General features: G+C 71.2%; 20 protein-coding genes. 12 read left to right on the top strand and 8 right to left on the bottom strand.

The window, feature by feature from the left end; translation table 11 throughout:
* The first annotated feature begins 7 nt into the window (after positions 1-7).
* The 9 genes from Q5425_RS36345 (at position 8) to Q5425_RS36305 (ending at position 10,794) form a co-directional block, all read left to right on the top strand.
* Complete coding sequence (locus Q5425_RS36345; protein WP_308676917.1) at positions 8-1,300, top strand: pitrilysin family protein; 1,293 nt, start codon at positions 8-10, stop codon at positions 1,298-1,300.
* Positions 1,297-2,676 carry a pitrilysin family protein gene (locus Q5425_RS36340; RefSeq protein WP_308676916.1) on the top strand — a complete coding sequence of 460 codons (1,380 nt, stop codon included), beginning with the start codon at positions 1,297-1,299 and terminating at the stop codon, positions 2,674-2,676. Before Q5425_RS36345 ends, Q5425_RS36340 begins: the two co-directional genes overlap by 4 nt.
* Positions 2,676-3,692, top strand: coding sequence for an NAD(+) diphosphatase (gene nudC, locus Q5425_RS36335; protein ID WP_308676915.1), 1,017 nt, complete (start codon positions 2,676-2,678; stop codon positions 3,690-3,692). Before Q5425_RS36340 ends, nudC begins: the two co-directional genes overlap by 1 nt.
* 384 nt (positions 3,693-4,076) lie before the next feature.
* Complete coding sequence (locus Q5425_RS36330) at positions 4,077-5,288, top strand: ROK family transcriptional regulator (protein WP_308677081.1); 1,212 nt, start codon at positions 4,077-4,079, stop codon at positions 5,286-5,288.
* An 11-nt stretch (positions 5,289-5,299) separates the two neighbouring features.
* On the top strand, positions 5,300-6,658 hold the full coding sequence (locus tag Q5425_RS36325) for an extracellular solute-binding protein (RefSeq protein WP_308676914.1): 1,359 nt from the start codon (positions 5,300-5,302) through the stop codon (positions 6,656-6,658).
* Positions 6,655-7,680: a sugar ABC transporter permease gene (locus tag Q5425_RS36320; RefSeq protein ID WP_308676913.1), complete on the top strand. Its 1,026-nt coding sequence runs from the start codon at positions 6,655-6,657 to the stop codon at positions 7,678-7,680. Before Q5425_RS36325 ends, Q5425_RS36320 begins: the two co-directional genes overlap by 4 nt.
* Positions 7,677-8,567: a carbohydrate ABC transporter permease gene (locus tag Q5425_RS36315; protein ID WP_308676912.1), complete on the top strand. Its 891-nt coding sequence runs from the start codon at positions 7,677-7,679 to the stop codon at positions 8,565-8,567. The genes Q5425_RS36320 and Q5425_RS36315 overlap by 4 nt, the downstream gene beginning before the upstream one ends.
* Positions 8,564-9,829, top strand: a complete 1,266-nt coding sequence (locus tag Q5425_RS36310; protein WP_308676911.1) for a 6-phospho-beta-glucosidase — start codon at positions 8,564-8,566, stop codon at positions 9,827-9,829. Before Q5425_RS36315 ends, Q5425_RS36310 begins: the two co-directional genes overlap by 4 nt.
* Entirely contained in the window at positions 9,826-10,794 is a 969-nt protein-coding gene (locus Q5425_RS36305) for a BadF/BadG/BcrA/BcrD ATPase family protein (protein ID WP_308676910.1), read from the top strand. The genes Q5425_RS36310 and Q5425_RS36305 overlap by 4 nt, the downstream gene beginning before the upstream one ends.
* Positions 10,795-10,849: 55 nt before the next feature.
* On the opposite strand, the gene Q5425_RS36300 is transcribed toward Q5425_RS36305, so the two are convergent.
* The 4 genes from Q5425_RS36300 to Q5425_RS36285 all read right to left on the bottom strand — a co-directional run bounded on the left by Q5425_RS36300 (position 10,850) and on the right by Q5425_RS36285 (position 13,661).
* Positions 10,850-11,356 (bottom strand): SRPBCC domain-containing protein, encoded by a 507-nt coding sequence (locus Q5425_RS36300; RefSeq protein ID WP_308676909.1) that lies wholly within the window; start codon positions 11,354-11,356, stop codon positions 10,850-10,852.
* On the bottom strand, positions 11,353-11,676 hold the full coding sequence (locus Q5425_RS36295) for a metalloregulator ArsR/SmtB family transcription factor (protein WP_308676908.1): 324 nt from the start codon (positions 11,674-11,676) through the stop codon (positions 11,353-11,355). Before Q5425_RS36295 ends, Q5425_RS36300 begins: the two co-directional genes overlap by 4 nt.
* 126 nt (positions 11,677-11,802) lie before the next feature.
* On the bottom strand, positions 11,803-13,170 hold the full coding sequence (locus Q5425_RS36290; protein WP_308676907.1) for a gluconate:H+ symporter: 1,368 nt from the start codon (positions 13,168-13,170) through the stop codon (positions 11,803-11,805).
* On the bottom strand, positions 13,167-13,661 hold the full coding sequence (locus Q5425_RS36285) for a gluconokinase (RefSeq protein ID WP_308676906.1): 495 nt from the start codon (positions 13,659-13,661) through the stop codon (positions 13,167-13,169). The genes Q5425_RS36290 and Q5425_RS36285 overlap by 4 nt, the downstream gene beginning before the upstream one ends.
* 103 nt (positions 13,662-13,764) lie before the next feature.
* Between Q5425_RS36285 and Q5425_RS36280 the strand changes: the two genes are divergently transcribed.
* Entirely contained in the window at positions 13,765-14,469 is a 705-nt protein-coding gene (locus tag Q5425_RS36280) for a FadR/GntR family transcriptional regulator (RefSeq protein ID WP_396135333.1), read from the top strand.
* A 42-nt stretch (positions 14,470-14,511) separates the two neighbouring features.
* Positions 14,512-15,402 carry a cobalamin biosynthesis protein gene (locus Q5425_RS36275; RefSeq protein WP_308676904.1) on the top strand — a complete coding sequence of 297 codons (891 nt, stop codon included), beginning with the start codon at positions 14,512-14,514 and terminating at the stop codon, positions 15,400-15,402.
* A gap of 1 nt (position 15,403) precedes the next feature.
* Here the strand turns inward: Q5425_RS36275 and Q5425_RS36270 are convergent, their stop codons facing one another.
* The 4 genes from Q5425_RS36270 to Q5425_RS36255 all read right to left on the bottom strand — a co-directional run bounded on the left by Q5425_RS36270 (position 15,404) and on the right by Q5425_RS36255 (position 18,566).
* Positions 15,404-16,018, bottom strand: coding sequence for an FMN-binding negative transcriptional regulator (locus Q5425_RS36270; RefSeq protein ID WP_308676903.1), 615 nt, complete (start codon positions 16,016-16,018; stop codon positions 15,404-15,406).
* 50 nt (positions 16,019-16,068) lie between these two features.
* Positions 16,069-16,899 (bottom strand): SURF1 family cytochrome oxidase biogenesis protein, encoded by an 831-nt coding sequence (locus Q5425_RS36265; protein WP_308676902.1) that lies wholly within the window; start codon positions 16,897-16,899, stop codon positions 16,069-16,071.
* Positions 16,900-17,062: 163 nt separating this feature from the next.
* Positions 17,063-17,524, bottom strand: coding sequence for a low molecular weight protein-tyrosine-phosphatase (locus Q5425_RS36260; RefSeq protein ID WP_308676901.1), 462 nt, complete (start codon positions 17,522-17,524; stop codon positions 17,063-17,065).
* A gap of 460 nt (positions 17,525-17,984) precedes the next feature.
* Positions 17,985-18,566: a chorismate mutase gene (locus Q5425_RS36255; RefSeq protein ID WP_308676900.1), complete on the bottom strand. Its 582-nt coding sequence runs from the start codon at positions 18,564-18,566 to the stop codon at positions 17,985-17,987.
* A 31-nt stretch (positions 18,567-18,597) separates the two neighbouring features.
* On the opposite strand from Q5425_RS36255, the gene Q5425_RS36250 reads away from it, so the two are divergent.
* The gene (locus Q5425_RS36250; protein ID WP_308676899.1) at positions 18,598-19,419 is read left to right on the top strand and encodes a Nif3-like dinuclear metal center hexameric protein; all 822 of its coding nucleotides are present in this window, start codon (positions 18,598-18,600) and stop codon (positions 19,417-19,419) included.
* Positions 19,420-19,421: the final 2 nt, after the last annotated feature.

Here is a 19,421-nt window from a genome sequence, read left to right as displayed (position 1 = left end):
TGGGGCCATGGCCGATCCCGAGCTCGTCCGATACACCCTCGACAACGGTCTGCGCGTGGTTCTCGCCCCCGACGCGACCGCGCCGGTGGTCGGCGTCAGCGTGCACTACGACGTGGGTTTCCGCTCCGAGCCGGAGGGGCGCACCGGTTTTGCGCACCTCTTCGAGCACCTGATGTTCCAAGGCTCCGAGAGCCTGGAAAAACTCGCCCACTTCCGGCACGTGCAGTCCAGCGGCGGGACCTTCAACGGGTCCACCCACCCCGACTACACGGACTACTTCGAGGTGCTCCCGAGCGCCGCGCTCGAGCGTGCGCTGTTCCTCGAAGCCGACCGGATGCGCGCGCCCAAGCTGACCGCGGAGAACCTGGCGAACCAGATCGACGTCGTCAAGGAGGAGATCCGGCTCAACGTGCTGAACCGGCCCTACGGCGGGTTCCCGTGGATCACCCTGCCGCCGGTGCTGTACTCGACGTTCCCCAACGCGCACAACGGCTACGGCGGCTTCGAGGACCTCGAAAGCGCCACGGTCGACGACTGCGCGGCGTTCTTCGACACCTACTACTCGCCGGCCAACGCCGTGCTCACGGTGGCCGGCGACTTCGAGGTGGGCAACGCCAAGAAGCTGATCGAGGACCACTTCGGCGACGTCCCGCACCGGCCGGCGCCGCAGCGGCCGTCCTTCGCCGAGCCGCTGCCGACCACCGAGCTGCACGGCGAGATCGAGGACGCGCACGCCCCGCTGCCCGCGCTCGGCATCGGCTACCGGATGCCGGACCCGATCAACGACGTCGACAGCTACCTGGCCTACCTCGTGCTGGCCGGCGTGCTCACCGACGGCGACGGCTCCCGCCTGCAGCAGCGGCTGGTGCACCGCGAGCCGCTGGTCGTCGACATCGGGGCCGGGGCCGGGCTGTTCGGCCCGTTCGAGGCCCGCGACCCCGACACGTTCACCATCACCTTGATCCACCCGCACGAGGTGCCCCGCGAGCGCGTGCTCGCCGCCCTCGACGACGAGCTGGAGAAGCTCGCCGAGACCCCGCCGAGCGAGGAGGAGCTGCGCAAGGTCACCGCCCGCTGGGCGGCGAGCCTGCACTCCGAGCACGACCGGCTGGTGTCCCGGACGCTGGCCCTCGGCTCGTTCGAACTGCTCTACGGCGACGCGTCGCTGGTGTACCGGCTCGCGGACCGGATGTCCGCCGTCACCGCGGAAGCCGTGTCGGCGGCGGCGAAGGCGCTGCGCCCGGACGCGCGCGCCGTGCTGGTGGTCAAGCCCGCTTCGGAAGGGAACAACGAGCAGTGACTTCAGCAACGCACCGCAGCGCCGAGGAGATCGGCCGCACCGCGCGGGGTCCGCGGCCGCTGCCGCCGCTCGGCGACCAGCGGGCCGCCGCCGACCTGTCCCACGTGGACACTTCGCTGTCGAACGGCCTGCGCGTGGTGGCCGTCCGCAAGGCGACCGTGCCGCTGGTCGAGGCGCGCCTGTGGATCCCGTTCGCGGGTGACGACGCGCTGCACCCGGCGATCGCCGAGGTGCTCGCCGAGACGATCCTGACCGGCACCGCCCGCCGCAACCGCATCGAGATCGACGCCGAGCTGGCGCTGATCGGCGGCGACATCGGCGCCGGCGTCGACCCGGAACGCCTGGTGCTCACCGGGTCCGCGCTGGCCGACAAGCTGCCGACGTTCCTCGACGTGCTCGGTGACGTCCTCACCGGGGCGACCTACGCCGACGAGGAAATCGCCCGCGAGAAGGAGCGGCTGGTCGAGCGGATCGCCGTCTCCCGGACCCAGCCGCGCACGATCGCGCGGGAGGCCCTGCAGAAGCACCGCTACGGCGACCACCCGGCCACGCGCGAGGTCCCGCGCGCCGAAGACGTCGCGGTCGTGACGCCCGAGCAGGTCCGGGCGCTGCACCAGGCGTCGGTGCTGCCGCGGGGTTCGGTCATGGTGCTGGTCGGCGACCTCGACCCGGCCGGCGTGCTCGGGGAGCTCGAGAAGGTGCTCGGCGGCTGGGCGTCCGACCGTTCCGCCGTCCGGCTGCCGCCGCTGCCCGACCTGACCGGGCCGAGCGTGCGGCTCGTGCCGCGCGCCGGGGCGGTGCAGTCGCAGATCCGGCTTTCGGCGCAGACCGTGCCGCGCACCGACCCGGGTTACGCGGCGCTGCAGCTGGCGAACCTGGCCTACGGCGGGTACTTCTCGTCGCGGCTGGTGGAGAACATCCGCGAGAACAAGGGGTACACCTACTCCGCGCACTCCGGTTTCGAGTTCACCGACGGCACCGCGGTGGTCAACGTCGACGCGGACACCGCGACCGACGCGACGGCGCCGGCGCTGCTGGAGACCCGTTACGAGCTGGGCCGCCTCGGCCAGGTCCCGCCCGAGGGCGACGAGCTGGAGTCGGTGCGGCAGTACGCGATCGGCTCGCTGCTGACCTCGACGTCGTCCCAGTCCGGGCTGGCCGGGCAGGTGCTGGCGCTGGCGTCGACCGGCCTCGGCCTGGAGTGGCTGAACGAGCACCCGGCGCGGGTGGCGGCGGTGACGGCCGACGAGGTGGCCGAAGCGGCGCTGAAGTACTTCGCCCCCCAGCGGTTCACGGGCGTGGTGGTCGGCGACGCGGGTGTCCTGGAACGCAAGCTGCTGGCGCTCGGCGACGTCGTCGTGGGCGAGCCCGCCTGATGTCCGTCCCGTTCGCGCTGGGGGATCCGCCCACTCTGTCCCGGTCCACAGTGGACCGCCAGGAAGGCTTGCGCACCGACCCCGCGCGCCTGTTGTCGCGCTGGGCGGACGCCCGGGTCGTCCTGCTGGACGACAACGGGCGCACCCCGGTCGTCGAGGGTTCGTCCGTGCTGGCCTTCCGCAAGGCGGTCGACTTCGGCGCTTCGCCGCCCGCGGACGCGGTGTTCCTGGGCGAGTGGCAGGACGTCGACTACTGGTCGCTCCCGGGCGGCCCGTCCGGCGACGCCGGCACGGTGAAGATGGCGGGCAGCTGGGGCTTCGTCGAGGAGGTCCCGAGCGCCGGCGGCGAGGTCTGGGTCGAGCTGCGCGGCTACGGCGACCTGCTGGACGACACGTCGGCGGGCTTGTTCACGACGGCGCAGGCGTTGCGCAACTGGCGCCGGCAAGCCAAGTTCTGCACGCGCTGCGGCCACCCGACGGAGTTGTCCCAGTTCGGCTGGGCGAGCAAGTGCACAAACGACGGCCGCGAGGAGTACCCCCGCACGGACCCGGCGGTGATCTGCCTGGTCCACTCGTTGGAGGGCGTGAACGGTTCCCACGTCCTGCTGGCGCGCCAGCCGATCTGGCCGGCCGGGCGCTACTCGGTGCTGGCCGGGTTCGTCGAGGCGGGGGAGTCGCTGGAGGCTTGCGTGGTCCGGGAGATCCGCGAAGAGGTCGGGGCTTCGGTCTCGGACGTGCGGTACCTGGGCAGCCAGCCGTGGCCGTTCCCGCGTTCGATCATGCTGGGCTTCACGGCCCGGGCCGACCGGTCGCTGCCGCTGGTACCGGCGGACGGGGAGATCGAAGAGGCGCTGTGGGTATCGCGGGACGAGGTGCGCGCGGCGTTCGAGAACAGCGCGTCTCCCGACGGCGCCCGGCCGACGCCCATCGCGGACGGTGCGGCGGAGATCATCCTGCCGGGCAATTCGTCGATCGCCCGCGTGATGCTCAAGGCCTGGGCCGACGCGGAGGAGTAACCGCCCGCCGCCCAGCGTGACCCCGAGAACGGCCCCGGCTCTCCGCCGGGGCCGTTTCCGTTGCGTCCCGTGCACCGCCCCAAGCGCCCCAATGTGGCGTTGGTTGCGTCCAACGCACCGAACGCCACATTGGGTGCGTCTGACGCACCGAACGCCACATTGGGGCGCTTGAGGTTAGCGGGAACCGTTGGCCGGGTCCGGGCGGTCCGGCGCAACTCGTTCACCGGTACACCCGCCACCTGGCCCACCGCCCCGGCCAAGCGTTACCTGGCCGTTTCAAGAGACCGTTGACGGCTGTGCCCCGGCTCACTACAGTCGCCGGAAACCGTCTGTAAAGTATCCTAATTAAGTCCGGAGGAACGAGTGCGAGCCGGTAGCCCGCGGATGCTGCGCGAGATCAACGATCGCGCCGCCATCGAGGTCCTCCTGCGGGAGGGGCCGCTCACGCGGGCCGAACTCGAACTCGCCATCGGGCTCTCCAAGCCCGCCACCGCGCAGCTGCTGACCCGGCTCGAACAGGACGACCTCGTCGTCAAGGCCGGCGTCCGGGGTGGTGGCCGCGGGCCGCGCGCCCAGCTCTGGGCGGCCAACGGCAGCCTCGCCTTCGTCGCCGCCGTCGATCTCACGCCGCACGTGGCCGACTTCGTCGTCGCCGATGTCGCCGGGGTCGTGCTCGCCGAATACCGGACGCCGCTGCCCGTGCACGCCGGTGCCGACGTCGTCGGGACCTTCGGGGAAGCGCTGAGCCGAGTCGCCGGAGAAGCCGGGATCAACCGGGAAGACCTGGCCCACGTTGTGATCGGCGCGCAGGGGGCGTTCGATCCGCGGACCGGCCTGCTCTCCTCCGCCCCGCACATCCCCGGCTGGCTCGGCTTCGACGTCCCGCAGAAGCTCAGCGACGAACTCGGTGTCGACGTCCTGATCGAGAACGACGTCAACCTGGTCGCCGTCGAGGAGATGACCGCCGGGAAGGCCCAGGACGTCGACGACTTCGCCATGGTGTGGCTGTCCGAAGGTGTCGGCGGTGCGGTTGTCATCGGACGGCGGCTGCTGCGCGGTGCCACCGGCGGGGGCGGCGAAATCGACTGGATGCGCGTGCCCGACGCCGCCACGAAAGACACCGGCGACGTCTGGCCCGAGGCCGGTGCCCGGTTCGGCAACCTCGTCGACTCGCCCGCCATCTGCCGCCTCGCCGCGGCCCACGGCATCGAAGCCGGGACCGCCTGGGACGCCGTGGCGAAAACCGGACCGCACCACTCCTTCCGGCACGACCTCGCGAAGCGCGTCGCCGGCGGGATCGCCAACCTCGTCGCGGTCGCCGATCCGCAGCTCGTGCTCCTCTGCGGTGACACCAGCCGCGCCGGCGGCGAGGAGTTCGCCGCGCTGGTGCAGGAAAAGCTGCACGAACTCGTCCTGCCGCGCACGCCCGTCGGCTGCGCTTCCGTGCAGGGCAACGCCGTCCGCGCGGGCGCGCTGCAGTCCGCGCTCGCCACCACCCGTGAGGACGTCTTCGGCGTCGTCACCCCCACGCTCCTCGGGTCGCGCAGGCCCGAGGGCGGAAGCACCCGTCCCCGACCGAGTAGCCCCAACCGATGAGGAGGAGGGCCATGCCCCCTACCACCCGGACCCGCCGCGGCGCACTGCTGGCCGTCGCGGCTGCTGCGTCCGTCCTGCTGACCAGCGCCTGCTCCGGCGCCGCCGCCCCGAGCGGGGGTGACGTGGCGGCCGCACCCGGCAAGGACGACAAGCTGACCATCACGGTGTACTCCAAGTTCACCGACCGCGAGTACGGCGTGGTGACGGCGGGCCTCAACAAGCTCAAGGCGAAGTTCCCGAACATCGAGATCAAGCACGAGGGCAACCAGGACGACGACAAGCTCACCCAGTCGATCCGCGGCGGCAACCCGCCCGACGTCGCGATCTCCTTCTACACCGACAACCTGGGCGCCTGGTGCTCCACCGGCAGCTTCCAAGACCTCAAGCCCTACATCGACCGCGACAAGATCGACCTGAACCAGATCCCCGAAGCGGTCCGCAACTACACCGAGTACCAGGGCAAGCGGTGCGCGATGCCGATGCTCGCCGACGTCTACGGGCTCTACTACAACAAGGACATGTTCGCGGCGAAGGGTGTCGCCTCGCCGCCGAAGACGACGTCGGAACTGTTCGAAGCCACCAAGAAGCTCACCGAGTTCAACCCGGACGGGTCGATCAAGGTCGCCGGCTTCCTGCCGTCGATGCCGTTCTACGCCAACCAGGCCCAGTACTGGGCGCCGAACTTCGGCGCGCCGTTCCTCGGCCCGGACGGCAAGTCGGACCTCGCCACCAACCCCGGCTGGAAGGCGATGTTCGAGTTCCAGAAGCAGCTCATCGACTTCTACGGCGGCCACGACAAGGTCGAGCAGTTCAAGGCCGGCCTCGGCGACGAGTACTCCGCCGACAACGGCTTCCACAAGGGCAAGCTGGCGATGATGTACGACGGCGAGTTCCGCACCGCGTTCCTCAAGGACCAGGCGCCGGACGTCAACTACGCCACCGCGCCCGCGCCGGTGCTCGACACCATGGCCGACCACTACGGCGGCGGCTTCACCACCGGCACGATCATCGCGATCCCGAAGGGCGCCAAGAACCCCGGCGCCGCGTGGGAGCTCATCAAGCAGGTCACCCTGGACACCGACACCCTGGTGGACATGGCCAACGGCCTCAAGAACGTGCCCAGCACCAAGGCCGCGCTGACCTCGCCGAAGCTGGACCTGCAGCCGCAGTTCAAGACGTTCCTCGACATCTACGACAGCGGCAAGCTGGTGGCCAACCAGACCACCCCGATCGGCGACGCGCACCTCAAGGCGGTCAACGACTTCGCCGAGAAGTGGCAGGCCGGTTCGGTGCCCGACCTGACCGAAGGCCTGAAGAAGGTCGACGCGCAGATCGACGACGAGCTCAAGCAGAAGGGCGCGGGCGGATGACTCTGTCCGATGGGGTCTCGGCGGTAACGAGTCCCTCGACCCGCACGCTCGCCGAGAAAGCTTCCCCGTCCGCGCCTGCGAAGGCGCGGGCGGGGGCCCGCCGGGCCAAGCGCCGCCGGACCGTCCTGTTCTTCATGGCCCCGGCGTTCCTGGGGTTCCTGATCTTCTTCGGCTACCCGCTGATCGCCACGGTCTACTACTCCTTCACCCGCTACGACCTGATCAACCCGCCGCAGTTCATCGGGTTCGACAACTACATCCGGATGTTCACCACCGAGCCGCTGGTCGGCACGGCCGCGTACAACACGCTGTGGCTGGTGGTCGTCCTGACGGTCTGCCGCGTGGTGTTCTCCCTCGGGATCGCCTCGGTGATTTCGCGGCTGAAGTCGGGTGTCGGGCTGGTCCGGACCCTGTGCTACCTGCCGACACTTGCCCCGCCCGCGGCGGCCACGCTGGCGTTCGTCTTCGTGTTCAACCCGGAGTTCGGCCCGGTCAACCGGTTCCTGCGGCTCGTCGGCGTCGACGGCGGGCTCTGGTTCAACAGCCCGGCGATGTCGAAGCCCGCGTTGACGCTGCTCGCGCTGTGGGGCTCCGGCGAGCTGATGATCATCATCCTGGCCGCGCTGCTGGACGTCCCGACCGAGCAGTACGAGGCCGCCGAGCTCGACGGCGCCGGCCCGGTCCGCCGGTTCTGGCACGTGACGCTGCCGTCGATCTCGCCGGTGCTGCTGTTCGGCGTGGTCAACTCGATCATCTACGCGTTGCAGTTCTTCACCCAGGCGATCGTGGCGGCCTCGGCAAGTGCGGGCACGGCCGACGTCGCCGGCAACTCGAAACTCATCGGCGCGCCGCAGAACTCGACGTTGACCTACCCGATCTGGCTGTACGTCCAGGGCTTCCGCTACTTCAACATGGGGTACGCGGCGGCGATGGCCGTGCTGCTGTTCATCGTCTCGTCGGCGTTCACCTGGATCCTCGTCCGGCAGCTCCGGAAGTCCCAGCACCAGGAGGAGGGGGCATGACCGCGTTGGCCGAAGCGCCGCAACGGGAAGCGGGTGTGCCGCCGAAGGTGCGGTTCAAGCGCTCCTGGGACAGGCGGCTGTCCTTCATCGCCACCCACGCGATCGGCATCGCGCTCGGCGTCGTCTTCATGCTGCCGCTGCTGTTCGTGTTCCTCACCGCGGTGATGGCGAACGACCAGGCGATGACGGCGAGCCTGTGGCCGTCCGAGTGGCACTTCGAAAACTTCGTCAAGGTGTTCCAGAAGGCGCCGCTGCTCGAATACTTCGGCAACAGCCTGCTGTATTCGGGATTGGCGACCGCGGGCGCGCTGCTTTCGGCGATCCCGGCGGCGTACGCGCTGGCGAAACTGCGGTGGCGCGGGCAGAACCTGTTCTTCATGCTGACCGTGGCGGCGATGCTGCTGCCGCCGCAGGTCACCGTTGTGCCGCTGTACGACCTCTGGGTGCGGATGGGCCTCACCGGCACGCTGGTGCCGCTGGTCGTGCCGTACTTCTTCTTCGACGCCTTCTCGATCTTCCTGCTCCGGCAGTTCTTCCTCACCATTCCGAAGGACTACCTGGAAGCGGCGAAGATCGACGGCTGCAACGAGTTCCAGGCCATGTACCGGGTGCTCATCCCGATGGCCAAGCCGGGCATCGCGGCCACCGCGATGTTCTGCTTCCTGTTCACCTGGAACGACTACTTCGGGCCGCTGCTCTACACCGGCGAGAACCGGGACCACTGGCCGCTGTCGCTGGCGATCGCGTCGTTCCGCGGCATGCACCACGTCGAGTGGAACCTGACGATGGCGGCGACCGCGCTGATCATGGCGCCGGTGATCGTGCTGTTCATCTTCGCGCAGAAGTCGTTCGTCAAGGGCATCACATTCACGGGAGTCAAGGGATGAAGCTGGCAGTCGTCGGTGGCGGGTCCACCTACACGCCGGAGCTGATCGACGGGATCGCCGGCCGACGGTCCACTTTGGATGTCGACGAGATCGTGCTGGTCGACCCGGACGCCTACCGCGTCGAGGCTGTCGGCGGGTTCAGCCGCCGGCTGCTGGAGCACGCCGGCCACCCGGCGCAGGTCCGGACGACGCAGTCGCTGGAGGAGGGCGTCGACGGCGCTTCCGCGGTGCTGATCCAGCTGCGGGTCGGCGGGCAGCGGGCGCGGCGGTCCGACGAGACGTTCCCGCACGCCTGCGGCTGCGTCGGGCAGGAGACGACCGGCGCGGGCGGGCTGGCGAAGGCGCTGCGCACGGTGCCGGTGGTGCTCGACATCGCCGAGCGCGTCCGCAAGGTCGCCGGCGACGACACGTGGATCGTCAACTTCACCAACCCGGTCGGCATCGTGACGCGGGCGCTGCTCAACGAGGGGCACCGCGCGGTCGGGCTGTGCAACGTCGCCATCAACCTGCAGCGGCAGTTCGGGAAGCTGCTCGGCGTCGGCGCGGACGACGTCAAGCTCGTCCACACCGGACTGAACCACCTGAGCTGGGAGCGCGGCGCGCTCGTCGACGGTGTCGACCGGCTGCCCGAACTGCTCGAGGAGCACCTGGGCTACCTGGCCGACGAGGTGAGCGTGCCGGAAAAGTGGCTGCGGCGGATGAACGTCGTGCCGTCGTACTACCTGAAGTACTTCTACGCGCACGACGAGCAGGTCACCAAGCAGCGCACCGAACGGCCGCGCGCGGACGTCGTGTCCGACGTCGAGGAGGAGCTGCTGAAGATCTACCTCGACCCGGAGCAGGTGACCAAGCCGGAGTCCCTCGAGAAGCGCGGCGGGGCGTACTACTCCGAGGCCGCGGTGCAGCTGGTGCACGCCCTGACCGCGGGCGGGCCGGCCGAAGAGCACGTGGTGAACGTCCGCAACGACGGGACCTTCCCGTTCCTCCCGGACGACGCTGTCATCGAGGCACGGTCCAGTGTGGACTCTTCCGGCGCCGCGGCGATCCCGCAGCCGCCGGTGGAGCCTCAGTACTCGGGCCTGATCTCGGCGACCACGGCGTACGAGTTCCTGGCGCTGGAAGCGGCGGTCAAGGGCGGCCGCGACCGCGTGGCCGACGCCCTGCTGGCCCACCCGCTGGTCGGCCAGTACACGAAGGCCGACACGCTCGCCGATTCGCTGGTCCAGATCAACCGCGAGTACCTGCCCTGGGCGCGCGGATGAAGCCTGCCATCATCGCTGTCGACGGCGGCAACAGCAAGACCGAGGTCCTGGTGATCTCGGAAGACGGCGTGGTGCTGGGGAAGTCCCGCGGCCCCGGCGCCTCGCCGCAGAACATCGGCGTCGCGGGATGTGTTGCGGCGCTCGAAGAACTCGTGCTGCAGGCCTATCCGGCGTTCGGGGAGAAGCCGTCCGCGGTGCACACCTCGGCGTACCTGGCCGGGCTGGACTTCCCGCGTGAGGAGGAGGCGCTGCACACGGCGCTGTCCGCGCGCGGCTGGAGCGACACCCTGACCGTCGGCAACGACACCCTCGCGCTGCTCCGGGCGGGCAGTGCGGGGGTGGGCGTGGCCGTGGTGTGCGGCGCCGGGATCAACGGCGCCGGCGTCGGCCCGGACGGCCGCGTGCACCGCTTTCCGGCGCTGGGCAAGATCTCCGGCGACTGGGGCGGCGGCTACCGGCTCGGCGAAGAGGCGCTGTGGTGGGCCGTGCGGGCCGAGGACGGGCGCGGCCCGCGGACGTCCCTGATGCCCGCGGTCGCGGCCTACTTCGGCAAGCCGACGCTGCTCGACGTGGTGCAAGGCCTGCACTTCGAAGAGATCGACCCGGCGTCGATCCACGGGCTGTGCCCGCTGCTGTTCGAGGTGGCGGCCGCGGGCGACGAGGTCGCGTCGGACGTCGTCACCCGGTTCGTCGAGGAAGTCAGCGTGTTCGCGGCGGTGATCCTGCGCGAGCTGGACCTGACCGAAGACGCCCCGGAGATCGTTCTCGGCGGCGGCGTGCTGACGGGCGTCGGCGCCCCGGTGATCGCGGAGATCGAGAAGCGGTGCCTGAAGGTGGCGCCGCGCGCGGTGGTCCGCGTCGTCGACGTGAACCCCGTGGTGGGCGCGGCGTTGTCCGGGCTCGACACGCTGGGTGCGCCGGAGGCCGCGAAGGCGGCGCTCAAGGCGGCGACCCAGCGCGTCTGAAGACTCTGGCGGGGCCTGTCCCGAAGCGGCGCGGGACGGGCCCCGCCAGACCCCCTTACGGCACCAGGACTTCGCCGGTCTCCAGCAGGGACTTGAGGTCCGAGAGCACCCAGGCCCAGCCGCCACCGGCGTTCTCGCCCGGCCCCGCGTTGACGTCCTCGTGCACCCCGCCGACCATCTCGGCGGTCAGCGGCGCGCCGGTGACGTCGTGGGTGATCGTGAGTCTGGTGCCCGCGGTTTTCGTTTCCTCGATGTCGTAGGTGAGCGTCGTGTACGGCTCGGCCGCCATGGCTTCGGGACCCATCAGCAGCTTCCAGGTGATGACGAGCCGGCGCGGCGGGTCGACTTTCAGCACTTCGCCCTCGACGAGGTCGCCGGTGATCCCGGCGTCGATGAACTCCTGCGTCGGGCGGGTGCGGTGCTTGCCGCCGACCGCGAGGTCGTAGTCGGCGAGGCCGGTGTAGCCGTACTTCTGCGTCCACTCGGGCTTGGTGATGGCCTCCCAGATGCGCTCCGGCGTGGCCTTGATGTAGACGCGGTGGACCTGCACGGTGTTCGTCATGGTTCTTCGCCTTCCAGTTCGGTCTTGAGGTCGAGCAGCGCGGTGACCTGGCGCTCGGTGTACTTGTCGATCCACCGGTCGTGGATCTGGCGGATCGGGACGGGGTTGAGGAAGTGCCGCTTCTCGCGGCCTTCCTTCCGGGCGACGACGAGCCCGGCCTCCTCGAGGAGCTTCAGGTGCTTCATGACGCCGAAGCGGGTCATCTCCACCTGGGTCTCCAGCTCGGTGAGCGTGCGGCCGTCACGCTCGAAGAGCAGGTCGAGCAGGAACCGGCGCGTCGGATCCGCCAGCGCCTTGAACACCAGGTCGTCGTCGGGCACGCCGAAAGAATAGGTGACCAAAAGGTCACCTGTCAACGCGCCCGCTCACCCCAAGCCGAGCTTTCACGTGAAAGCTATCCGGAGGGAGTGCCTCCGGATCACTTTCGTAGGGAAAGTGGTGGTGGTTCAGACCAGGAGGGAGAGGGGGAGGATCAGGGCGATCGCGACCACCGAGATCAGCGTCTCCATCACCGACCAGCTCTTCAGCGTCTGGCCGACCGAGAGCCCGAAGTACTCCTTGACCAGCCAGAACCCGGCGTCGTTGACGTGGGAGAAGAACAGCGAGCCCGCCCCGATCGCGAGCACCAGCAGCGCGCTCTGCGACGGGTCCATGGTGGCGGCCAGCGGCGCCACGATGCCCGCGGCGGAGACCGTCGCGACCGTGGCCGAGCCCGTCGCCAGGCGGATCGCCACCGCCACCAGCCAGCCGAGCAGCAGCGGCGACAGGTTCGCGTCCTTGGCCAGGCCGGTGATGACGTCGCCCACGCCGGCGTCGACCAGGGTCTGCTTGAACCCGCCGCCCGCACCGACGATGAGGATGATGCCGGCGATCGGGCCGAGCGAGTCACCGACCACAGTGGACAGCTTGTCCCGGCCGAGCCCGGCCGGGCGGCCGAGCAGCACCATGCCCACCAGCACCGCCGCGAGCAGCGCGATCAGCGGGTCGCCGACGAAGTCGAGGATCTTGCGGGCCTGGCTGTCCTTGGCCAGCAGGATGTCCGAGAGCGCTTTCGCCAGCATGAGCACGACCGGCAGCAGCACCGTCGTGAGCGTCGCGGCGAAGCTCGGGCGCGGCTTGTCCGTGTCGGCGCGCTCCGGCACCAGCCGTTCGGGCGCGACGGCGTCCGGCACCATCCGGGCCGCGAGCCTGCCGAACAGCGGGCCCGCGACGACCACCGTCGGGATACCGACGAGCAGGCCGAACGCCAGCGTGATCCCGACGTTCGCGTTCAGCGCGCCCGCCGCGGCGAGCGGGCCCGGGTGCGGCGGGACGAGCCCGTGCAGCACCGAAAGCCCGGCCAGCGCCGGAATCCCCAGCAACATCAACGGTTTTCCGGTGCGCTTGACCGCCAGCAGCACCACGGGGATGAGCATCACGAGGCCGATCTCGAAGAACATCGGCAGCCCGATCAGCGCCGCCACGAGCGCCATCGCCCACGGCAGGCTCTTGTCCCGCGCCTTGCCGAGCACGGTGTCGACGATCTGGTCGGCGCCGCCGGAGTCGGCCAGCAGCTTGCCGAGCATCGCGCCGAGGGCGATGAGGATGCCGACGGACGCGACCGTGCTGCCGACGCCGGTCGTGAAGCTCTTGAGCAGCTTGTCGACCGGCATCCCGGCGGTCAGGCCGAGCACGAGCGAGCCGAGCACCAGCGACAGGAACGGGTGCAGCTTCACCTTCGTGATCAGCACGACGATGACGGCGATCGCGACGACGGTCGCGGCGATCAGGCGGGTGTCGTGGCCGGTCCAGCCGGCGGCGAGGACGGTGTTCACGCGTGCTCCCGGAAGGCGGTCAGCGCGGCTTCGGTGATCTCCGCGGGGGTCCGGCGGATGTCGAAGATCGCGCCGGGCTCGTCCGGCCCGAGGGGTTCGAGGTCGGCGAGCTGGGAGTCCAGCAGCGACACCGGCATGAAGTGGCCCGAGCGCGACTGCATGCGTTCGGCGAGGATCTCGCGGTCGCCGTGCAGGTGGGCGAACCAGACGTCGCCGCCGCTGCGCAGGACGTCGCGGTACCGGCGCTTGAGCGCGGACGACGTCACGACGCCGCCGGCGGCCTGGTGGTCGCGGATCCAGCCGGCGATCGCCGCGAGCCAGGGCGCGCGGTCTTCGTCGGTCAGCGGCGTGCCGGCGGTCATCTTGTCGATGTTGGCCTTCGGATGGAACGTGTCCGCTTCGGCGTATTCGACGTCGAGGGCGTTCGCGAGCGCCGTGCCGATCGTCGTCTTCCCGGAGCCTGACACCCCCATCACCACGATGACGGTCATCCGCACCTCCCACTTCGTTGTGCCCAGGTGAGTGAAACTCAAAAGTACTACTTATTCAACTTGAAGTACTACTTAATCGAATCAGGTGGTTAGGTTGGGTGCGGTGAGGCACGAGCAGGTACTGGACGCACTGGGTGCGGCGATCGCGAACGGAACGCTGACGCCGGGCACGGTGCTGCGCTCCGAAGAGCTGCAGGAGCGCTTCGGGGCGTCGCGGACGATGGCCCGCGAAGTCGTCCGTGTGCTGGAGACGATGCGGCTGACCAGCAGCAAGCGGCGGGTCGGGGTGATCGTCCGGGAGCCGGCGGAGTGGAACCACTACGACCCGCGGCTGATCCGCTGGCAGCTCGACGGCCCGGCCCGCCCGGCGGCGCTCGCCACGCTGAACGAGCTGCGGTCGGCGATCGAGCCGTGCGCGGCGCGGTACGCCGCCCTGCGCGCGACCCCCGAGGAGCGCGGCCGGCTGGGCGCGCTGGGGGAGCGCCTGGCGCGCACGGCCGAGGCCGGTGACCTTTCGACGTTCCTCGAGTTCGACATCGCCTTCCACGACCTGCTGCTCACCGCCTCCCGCAACCCGATGTTCGCGCAGCTTTCCGCGGTCGTCGCGGAGGTGCTGACCGGCCGGACCGGGCACGGCCTGATGCCGCCGCAGCCGCAGCCGGAGGCGGTGGCGCTGCACGCGGAGGTGGCCACGGCGGTGGCCGCCGGCGACGCGGACCGGGCGGAGCGGGCGATGCGGGACATCGTCGTCCAGGCGCGCGACGAGATCGCCGCCCTGGTGGCGGACGGCGGTCCCGAGGTCGAGTAGCCTCCCCCGGGAACTGGACTTTTCTTCTGCCGGGGGGCACGGGTGAGCGCGGCGCGCGCGATCGGACTGGTGTTGGGTGTGGCGGCCGACGGCGCCCTCGGCGACCCCCGGCGACGTCCTCCGGTGACGGCGTTCCGCCGGCTCCCGCACCGCTCGGGCGTCCTGGTCGCGGGCGCGGTCGTGGTGGGCGGTGCTTTGCTGGAGCGCGCCGCCCGCGGCCGCCCGCTGGTCCAGGCGTCGGCGACGGCGGTGTCGACGTGGGCGGTGCTCGGCGCGGCGGGACTGGCCACGCAGGGCACCGAGCTGGCCCGCAACCTCGAGGAGTGCCGCTTCGAGCCGGCCCGCTCGACACTGTCCGAATTGGACCCCCGGGTGACCGACGGCCTGGGCGCGATCGCGCTGTCGCGGGCGTCGGTGGAGACGCTGGCGGAGAACACGTCCGACGCGGTGGTGGCCCCGCTGGTGTGGGGAGCGCTGGCGGGCGTGCCGGGCCTGCTGGGCGCGCGTGCGGTGAGCTTGCTGCGCAGCGGCCGCTCCGGCCGTCGCGGGCACTGGGCGATCGACCGCATCGACGAGCTGGTCCACCTCCTGCCGACCCGCGCGGCGGCGGCCCTGACGGTGGTGGCGGCCCCGGTGGTCGGAGGTTCGGCGGGCGGGGCGTGGCGGGCGTGGCGCCGCGACACGATCGCCCACCCGAGCCCCAACGCGGGCCGCGTGGAGGCGGCGTTCGCGGGAGCACTGGAGATCCGCGTCGGCGGCAGGACGGTGTACCCGCACGGAGTGGCGGAGCTGCCGGTGCTGGGAGTGGGGCGGAACCCCGACGCGGGCCACGTGACGCGTGCGGTGGAGCTGTCCCGGGTGGTGGGCTGGCTGGCGGCGGCGACCTCGGTGGTGCTGGCGGTGGCGGGGAGTCTTTGGCGGCGTCCGGGCTGAGTCAGCTCCGGCGGCGCAGTTGCGCCAACGCCGCCCGATCCAATGGCCCGTCCCGCTCGGCCAGCCGGGCCCCGATCCGCTCCCGGTCCTCGGCCGTCCGGTTGCCGCCGAACTTGAACTTCGCCCGGACTCCCGTCACCGTGAACTCGATCCCCCGGATCCCCGGCAGCAGCCGCCGATCCGGGGCCTCCGTCGCGCTGACCGGGGCCCGGGCTCCGTCCGGCTCGAAGTGCCGCAGCTGCTCGTCCAGCAGCTGCGCCTTGGCCGCCGCGTCGTCGACCAGCCGGACGTCGCCCTCGAGCTGGACCGTTGCGTAGTACGACGTCGGCACGCCGTGGGCCGGGTCCGTGGCCGTGTTCCAGTCCGCCCGGATGTACGTGTAGTCGCCGACCACCGCCAGCAGTGCCCTCGGGTGTTCCTCCAGCAGGGGCCAGATCGGGTTCGGGCGGGCCAGGTGGGTGACGATCGTGCGGTCGCCGTCGAACACGAAGTGCGCCGGCGTCACCACGGGCAGGTCCCGGCCCCGGCCGCCGGCGATCAGCTGCCCGAAGTCGTGCTCGGACAACCACTCCCGCCACTCGGAATCGGCGGAAGCGTCCCACGGGTGGATCAACATGGCCCGAGTATCACCACCGCAAGTGGCCTCACCACAGGGCCAGTTCCGGCCTATCTCTGGGGGCCACTTTCCGCGTACTCGTCTTCGGCGAGGATCTCCGCGACGGACTTGCGCCGCGAAGGCGAGGAAGACGCGTCCAACGCTCCGCCCGGCTTCAGCTCGCGGACCGTGAAGTACAGCCAGCCGAGCAGCGCCATCGCCCCGAACGCGATCCACTGCAGCGCGTACGACAGGAACGGCCCCGAGTCCGTCTGCGGCAGCGGCAACGCGCCGAGTACGCCGGGCTGGCCGACGTCGAGCTGGAAGTACCCGGGCCGGATGTCGAGCCGGCCCGCCCGCGCCACCACCCGGGAGTCGACGACGTAACTTTGCAGCTTCCCGCCGGTCGACGCGTCGGCGAACGCGTCGCGGTTCTTCGGGTCGGTTTCGTCCGCCCGCACCCGGGCCGTCACGGAAACGGTCCCGGACGGCGGTGGCGCGATCGGCGGCGCTGCGGACTTGCTGTCCAGCCCCACGTAGCCGCGGTCGATCAGCACGATCGTGCCGTCGGTGGTCCGCATCGGCGTCAGCACCTCGAAGGCGCCCTCGCCCTGGACCGTGCGCAGCCGCGCGACGACCTCCTTGTCCGGCAGGTACTGGCCGGTTATCGAGACGAGGTGCCACTCGGTGTGCCGGCCGGGCGCGCTCCCCGGCGGCAGCAGCTGCGCCAGCGGCACCGGCGCCGCGGTGAACGACGCCTCCAGCGCGGCGTTCTGCTGCTCGCGCTCGGTGTTGCGGCTGAACTGCCAGGGCGAGAGCAGCGTGAAGCAGCAGACGGCGAAGGTGAACACCACCGCCGTCAGAGCCAGCCACCCGGGCCGGAGCAGGAACCGCAACCGCACCCCACCACGGTAGGCCGTGCCCCGCCCGCGCCGCCCGCCGACTCCCGTCACCTGTGACGGAGGCCGGACGAACCGCCCGGGCGGGGCGAACGCGGCTCAGCGATCGAGCCGCCACGGCCGGCTCGGGTTCTCGCGGGCCGGCGGACCCGGGTTGTGACGCCGATCACGCGTGGGCGCGAACCCAGTCCAGCAGTCCGGGCGCGGCGCGCTCGACCATGCCGAGGACGTCTTCGAAGCCGTCGTCCCCGCCGTAGTAGGGATCGGGGACCTCGGCACCTTCGGGCGCCGACGGGTCGAACGAACGCAGCAGCCGCACTTTCGCCGGGTCGCCGACCCGCGCGCGCAGGAACTCGAGGTGCCCCTCGTCCGCAGCCAGCAGCAGATCGGCGGCCAGGTCCTCGTCGGACACCTCGGACGCGACGTGCGCGGTGGGATAGCCGTGCGCCTTCAGCGTGGCCCGGGCGCGCTTGTCGACGGGCTCCCCGGCGTGCCACGGCCCGGTCCCGGCGCTCGTCACGCGAACGGCGTCACCGAGACCGGCGTCGTCGAGGTGGGCCCGGAAGACGAGTTCGGCCATGGGGGAGCGGCAGATGTTGCCGGAGCAGACGAAGACGATGTGCGGCACGGCTCCGAGCGTAACCATGGGCATCGGCGAAGGGAGCGACACCGGCCACTCGTGGCCGACGGTCGAGGAGCGCGGAGGCCGCGGGAATCAGCCTGACGAGAATCGCCACGCATCGGGGCCGCGAGGGCCGCCCGTTCATCGCGGTGGAGGAGGGGCGACGTCGACGTCCTTCACCATCCGCGACAGCCGCCGTGCCCTCTCCGCCCCGCCGGAGCAGACGAAGACGATGTGCGGCACGGGTCCGAGCGTAACCACCGGGTTCACCCCGTCACCCGCCCGCTCGGCGGTATCCGCGGCCCGCGCCGCGCACTTAGCGTCGATCGGGCGAGGACGCGAACCGGAAGGAGAGCGATCATGCACGGGTGCTGCTCGAAGTGCACCGGCCAGGGCTGCGGTTGCTGCGGCAACTGCAACTGACCGCACCCGGCGCCCGCGGCGGCCTGGTGCCGCCGGGGCGCCCCTAATCCGCTGAACAGGTCGCCGAAGTCGCTTCGCCGAGGGCGCGCCTGTGCAGCGCGTCGAACCGGTGGACGACCTCCGCCACCTCCGCCGTCACCCGCTGCCGGATCGGGCACGCGCGGGCCTCCCGGACCGGCGTCGTCGCCGCCAGTTCCGTCAGCAATCCCGTGTTGAGCCCGTCGATCACCGGGCGGATCTGCGCGAGGTCGGGGCGGGTCGACGGCGCCTCCGCCGGGTGCGCGGCCCAGCGCGCGTAGAGGCCGCGCTGCACCAGCTTGTTCGCCTCGATCTGGGCGCGGAAGAACCGGACCGCGTCCGCCGGGTCGAGGCCCAGCTGGGGTGCCCGCGCCGCGACCGAGTCGTAGATCTGCTGCTCCCGCACCGGGTCGTCGATCGGCGACGGGGTGCCGTACTTGGCCGCCGCCACCTGGTCGGCGATCGCGACGCGGTCCGCCGCCAAGTCCGTGAGCCGCCACAGAGCCGTCCGGGAAAGCGACGGACCGGAAGCCGAAGCAGGGGCGGCGAAGAGCAGAGACGCGGCGAGGACCGCCGTCACCGTGACGAGCCAGGACCGAAGGCGCATGGCCCCGGACGGTACATGCGAAAATCACCGCGTGCCCGCCCTTTCCGAAGTCATCTCCGTGCTGGAACAGGCTTACCCGCCCGCGCTCGCCGAGTCGTGGGACGCCGTCGGCCTCGTCTGCGGCGATCCCGCCGAACCGGTGAGCCGGGTGCTGTTCTGCGTCGACCCCGTCGCCGAGACCGTCGGCGAAGCCGTCGAACTCGGCGCGCAGCTGATCGTCGCCCACCACCCGCTGCTGCTGCGCGGTGTGCACGGCGTGCCCGCCGACACCGCCAAAGGCGCGCTCGTGCACCGGATGATCCGCGCGGGCATCGCCCTCTACTGCGCGCACACCAACGCCGACTCCGCCGACCCCGGCGTCTCGGACGCGCTCGCCACGGCGATCGGGCTGCGCGTCACCGGCCCGCTGGCGCCGAACGACGACGGCGTCACCGGCATCGGCCGCATCGGCGAACTGCCCGCCCCCGAGCCGTTCGCGGCGTTCGTCCGGCGCGTCGCCGACGCCCTGCCCGCCACCGTGCCCGGCGTGCTCGGGGCGGGCGAGGCGGACCGCCCGATCCGCACCGTCGCCGTGTCCGGCGGCGCCGGGGACTCCTACCTGCAGCAGGCCACCGCGGCCGGGGTCGACGCCTTCGTCACCGCCGACCTGCGGCATCACCCCGCCGGCGAGCACCTCGCGGGCCGCGGGCCGGTGCCCGCACTGGTCGGGCTGACCCACTGGGCCAGCGAGTGGCCCTGGTGCGGGCAAGCCTCGGCGGTCGTGGCGCAGGCGTTTGCGGGTAACGTCGACACCTGCGTCTCCACGCGGTGCACCGACCCGTGGACCGTCCGCGCCGAGCGCACATCGATTTAGAG

The sequence above is a fragment of the Amycolatopsis sp. A133 genome (assembly GCF_031082405.1).
Lineage (GTDB): Bacteria > Actinomycetota > Actinomycetes > Mycobacteriales > Pseudonocardiaceae > Amycolatopsis.
This window is presented reverse-complemented; position numbering and strand designations above follow the sequence as displayed.

Coding starts and splice junctions, on each gene's coding strand:
- Q5425_RS36345 (WP_308676917.1), top strand. CDS start 8: ATGGCCGATCCCGAGCTCGTCCGATACACCCTCGACAACGGTCTGCGC.
- nudC (WP_308676915.1), top strand. CDS start 2,676: ATGTCCGTCCCGTTCGCGCTGGGGGATCCGCCCACTCTGTCCCGGTCC.
- Q5425_RS36330 (WP_308677081.1), top strand. CDS start 4,077: ATGCTGCGCGAGATCAACGATCGCGCCGCCATCGAGGTCCTCCTGCGG.
- Q5425_RS36325 (WP_308676914.1), top strand. CDS start 5,300: ATGCCCCCTACCACCCGGACCCGCCGCGGCGCACTGCTGGCCGTCGCG.
- Q5425_RS36320 (WP_308676913.1), top strand. CDS start 6,655: ATGACTCTGTCCGATGGGGTCTCGGCGGTAACGAGTCCCTCGACCCGC.
- Q5425_RS36315 (WP_308676912.1), top strand. CDS start 7,677: ATGACCGCGTTGGCCGAAGCGCCGCAACGGGAAGCGGGTGTGCCGCCG.
- Q5425_RS36310 (WP_308676911.1), top strand. CDS start 8,564: ATGAAGCTGGCAGTCGTCGGTGGCGGGTCCACCTACACGCCGGAGCTG.
- Q5425_RS36305 (WP_308676910.1), top strand. CDS start 9,826: ATGAAGCCTGCCATCATCGCTGTCGACGGCGGCAACAGCAAGACCGAG.
- Q5425_RS36300 (WP_308676909.1), bottom strand. CDS start 11,356: ATGACGAACACCGTGCAGGTCCACCGCGTCTACATCAAGGCCACGCCG.
- Q5425_RS36285 (WP_308676906.1), bottom strand. CDS start 13,661: ATGACCGTCATCGTGGTGATGGGGGTGTCAGGCTCCGGGAAGACGACG.
- Q5425_RS36270 (WP_308676903.1), bottom strand. CDS start 16,018: ATGTTGATCCACCCGTGGGACGCTTCCGCCGATTCCGAGTGGCGGGAG.
- Q5425_RS36255 (WP_308676900.1), bottom strand. CDS start 18,566: ATGCGCCTTCGGTCCTGGCTCGTCACGGTGACGGCGGTCCTCGCCGCG.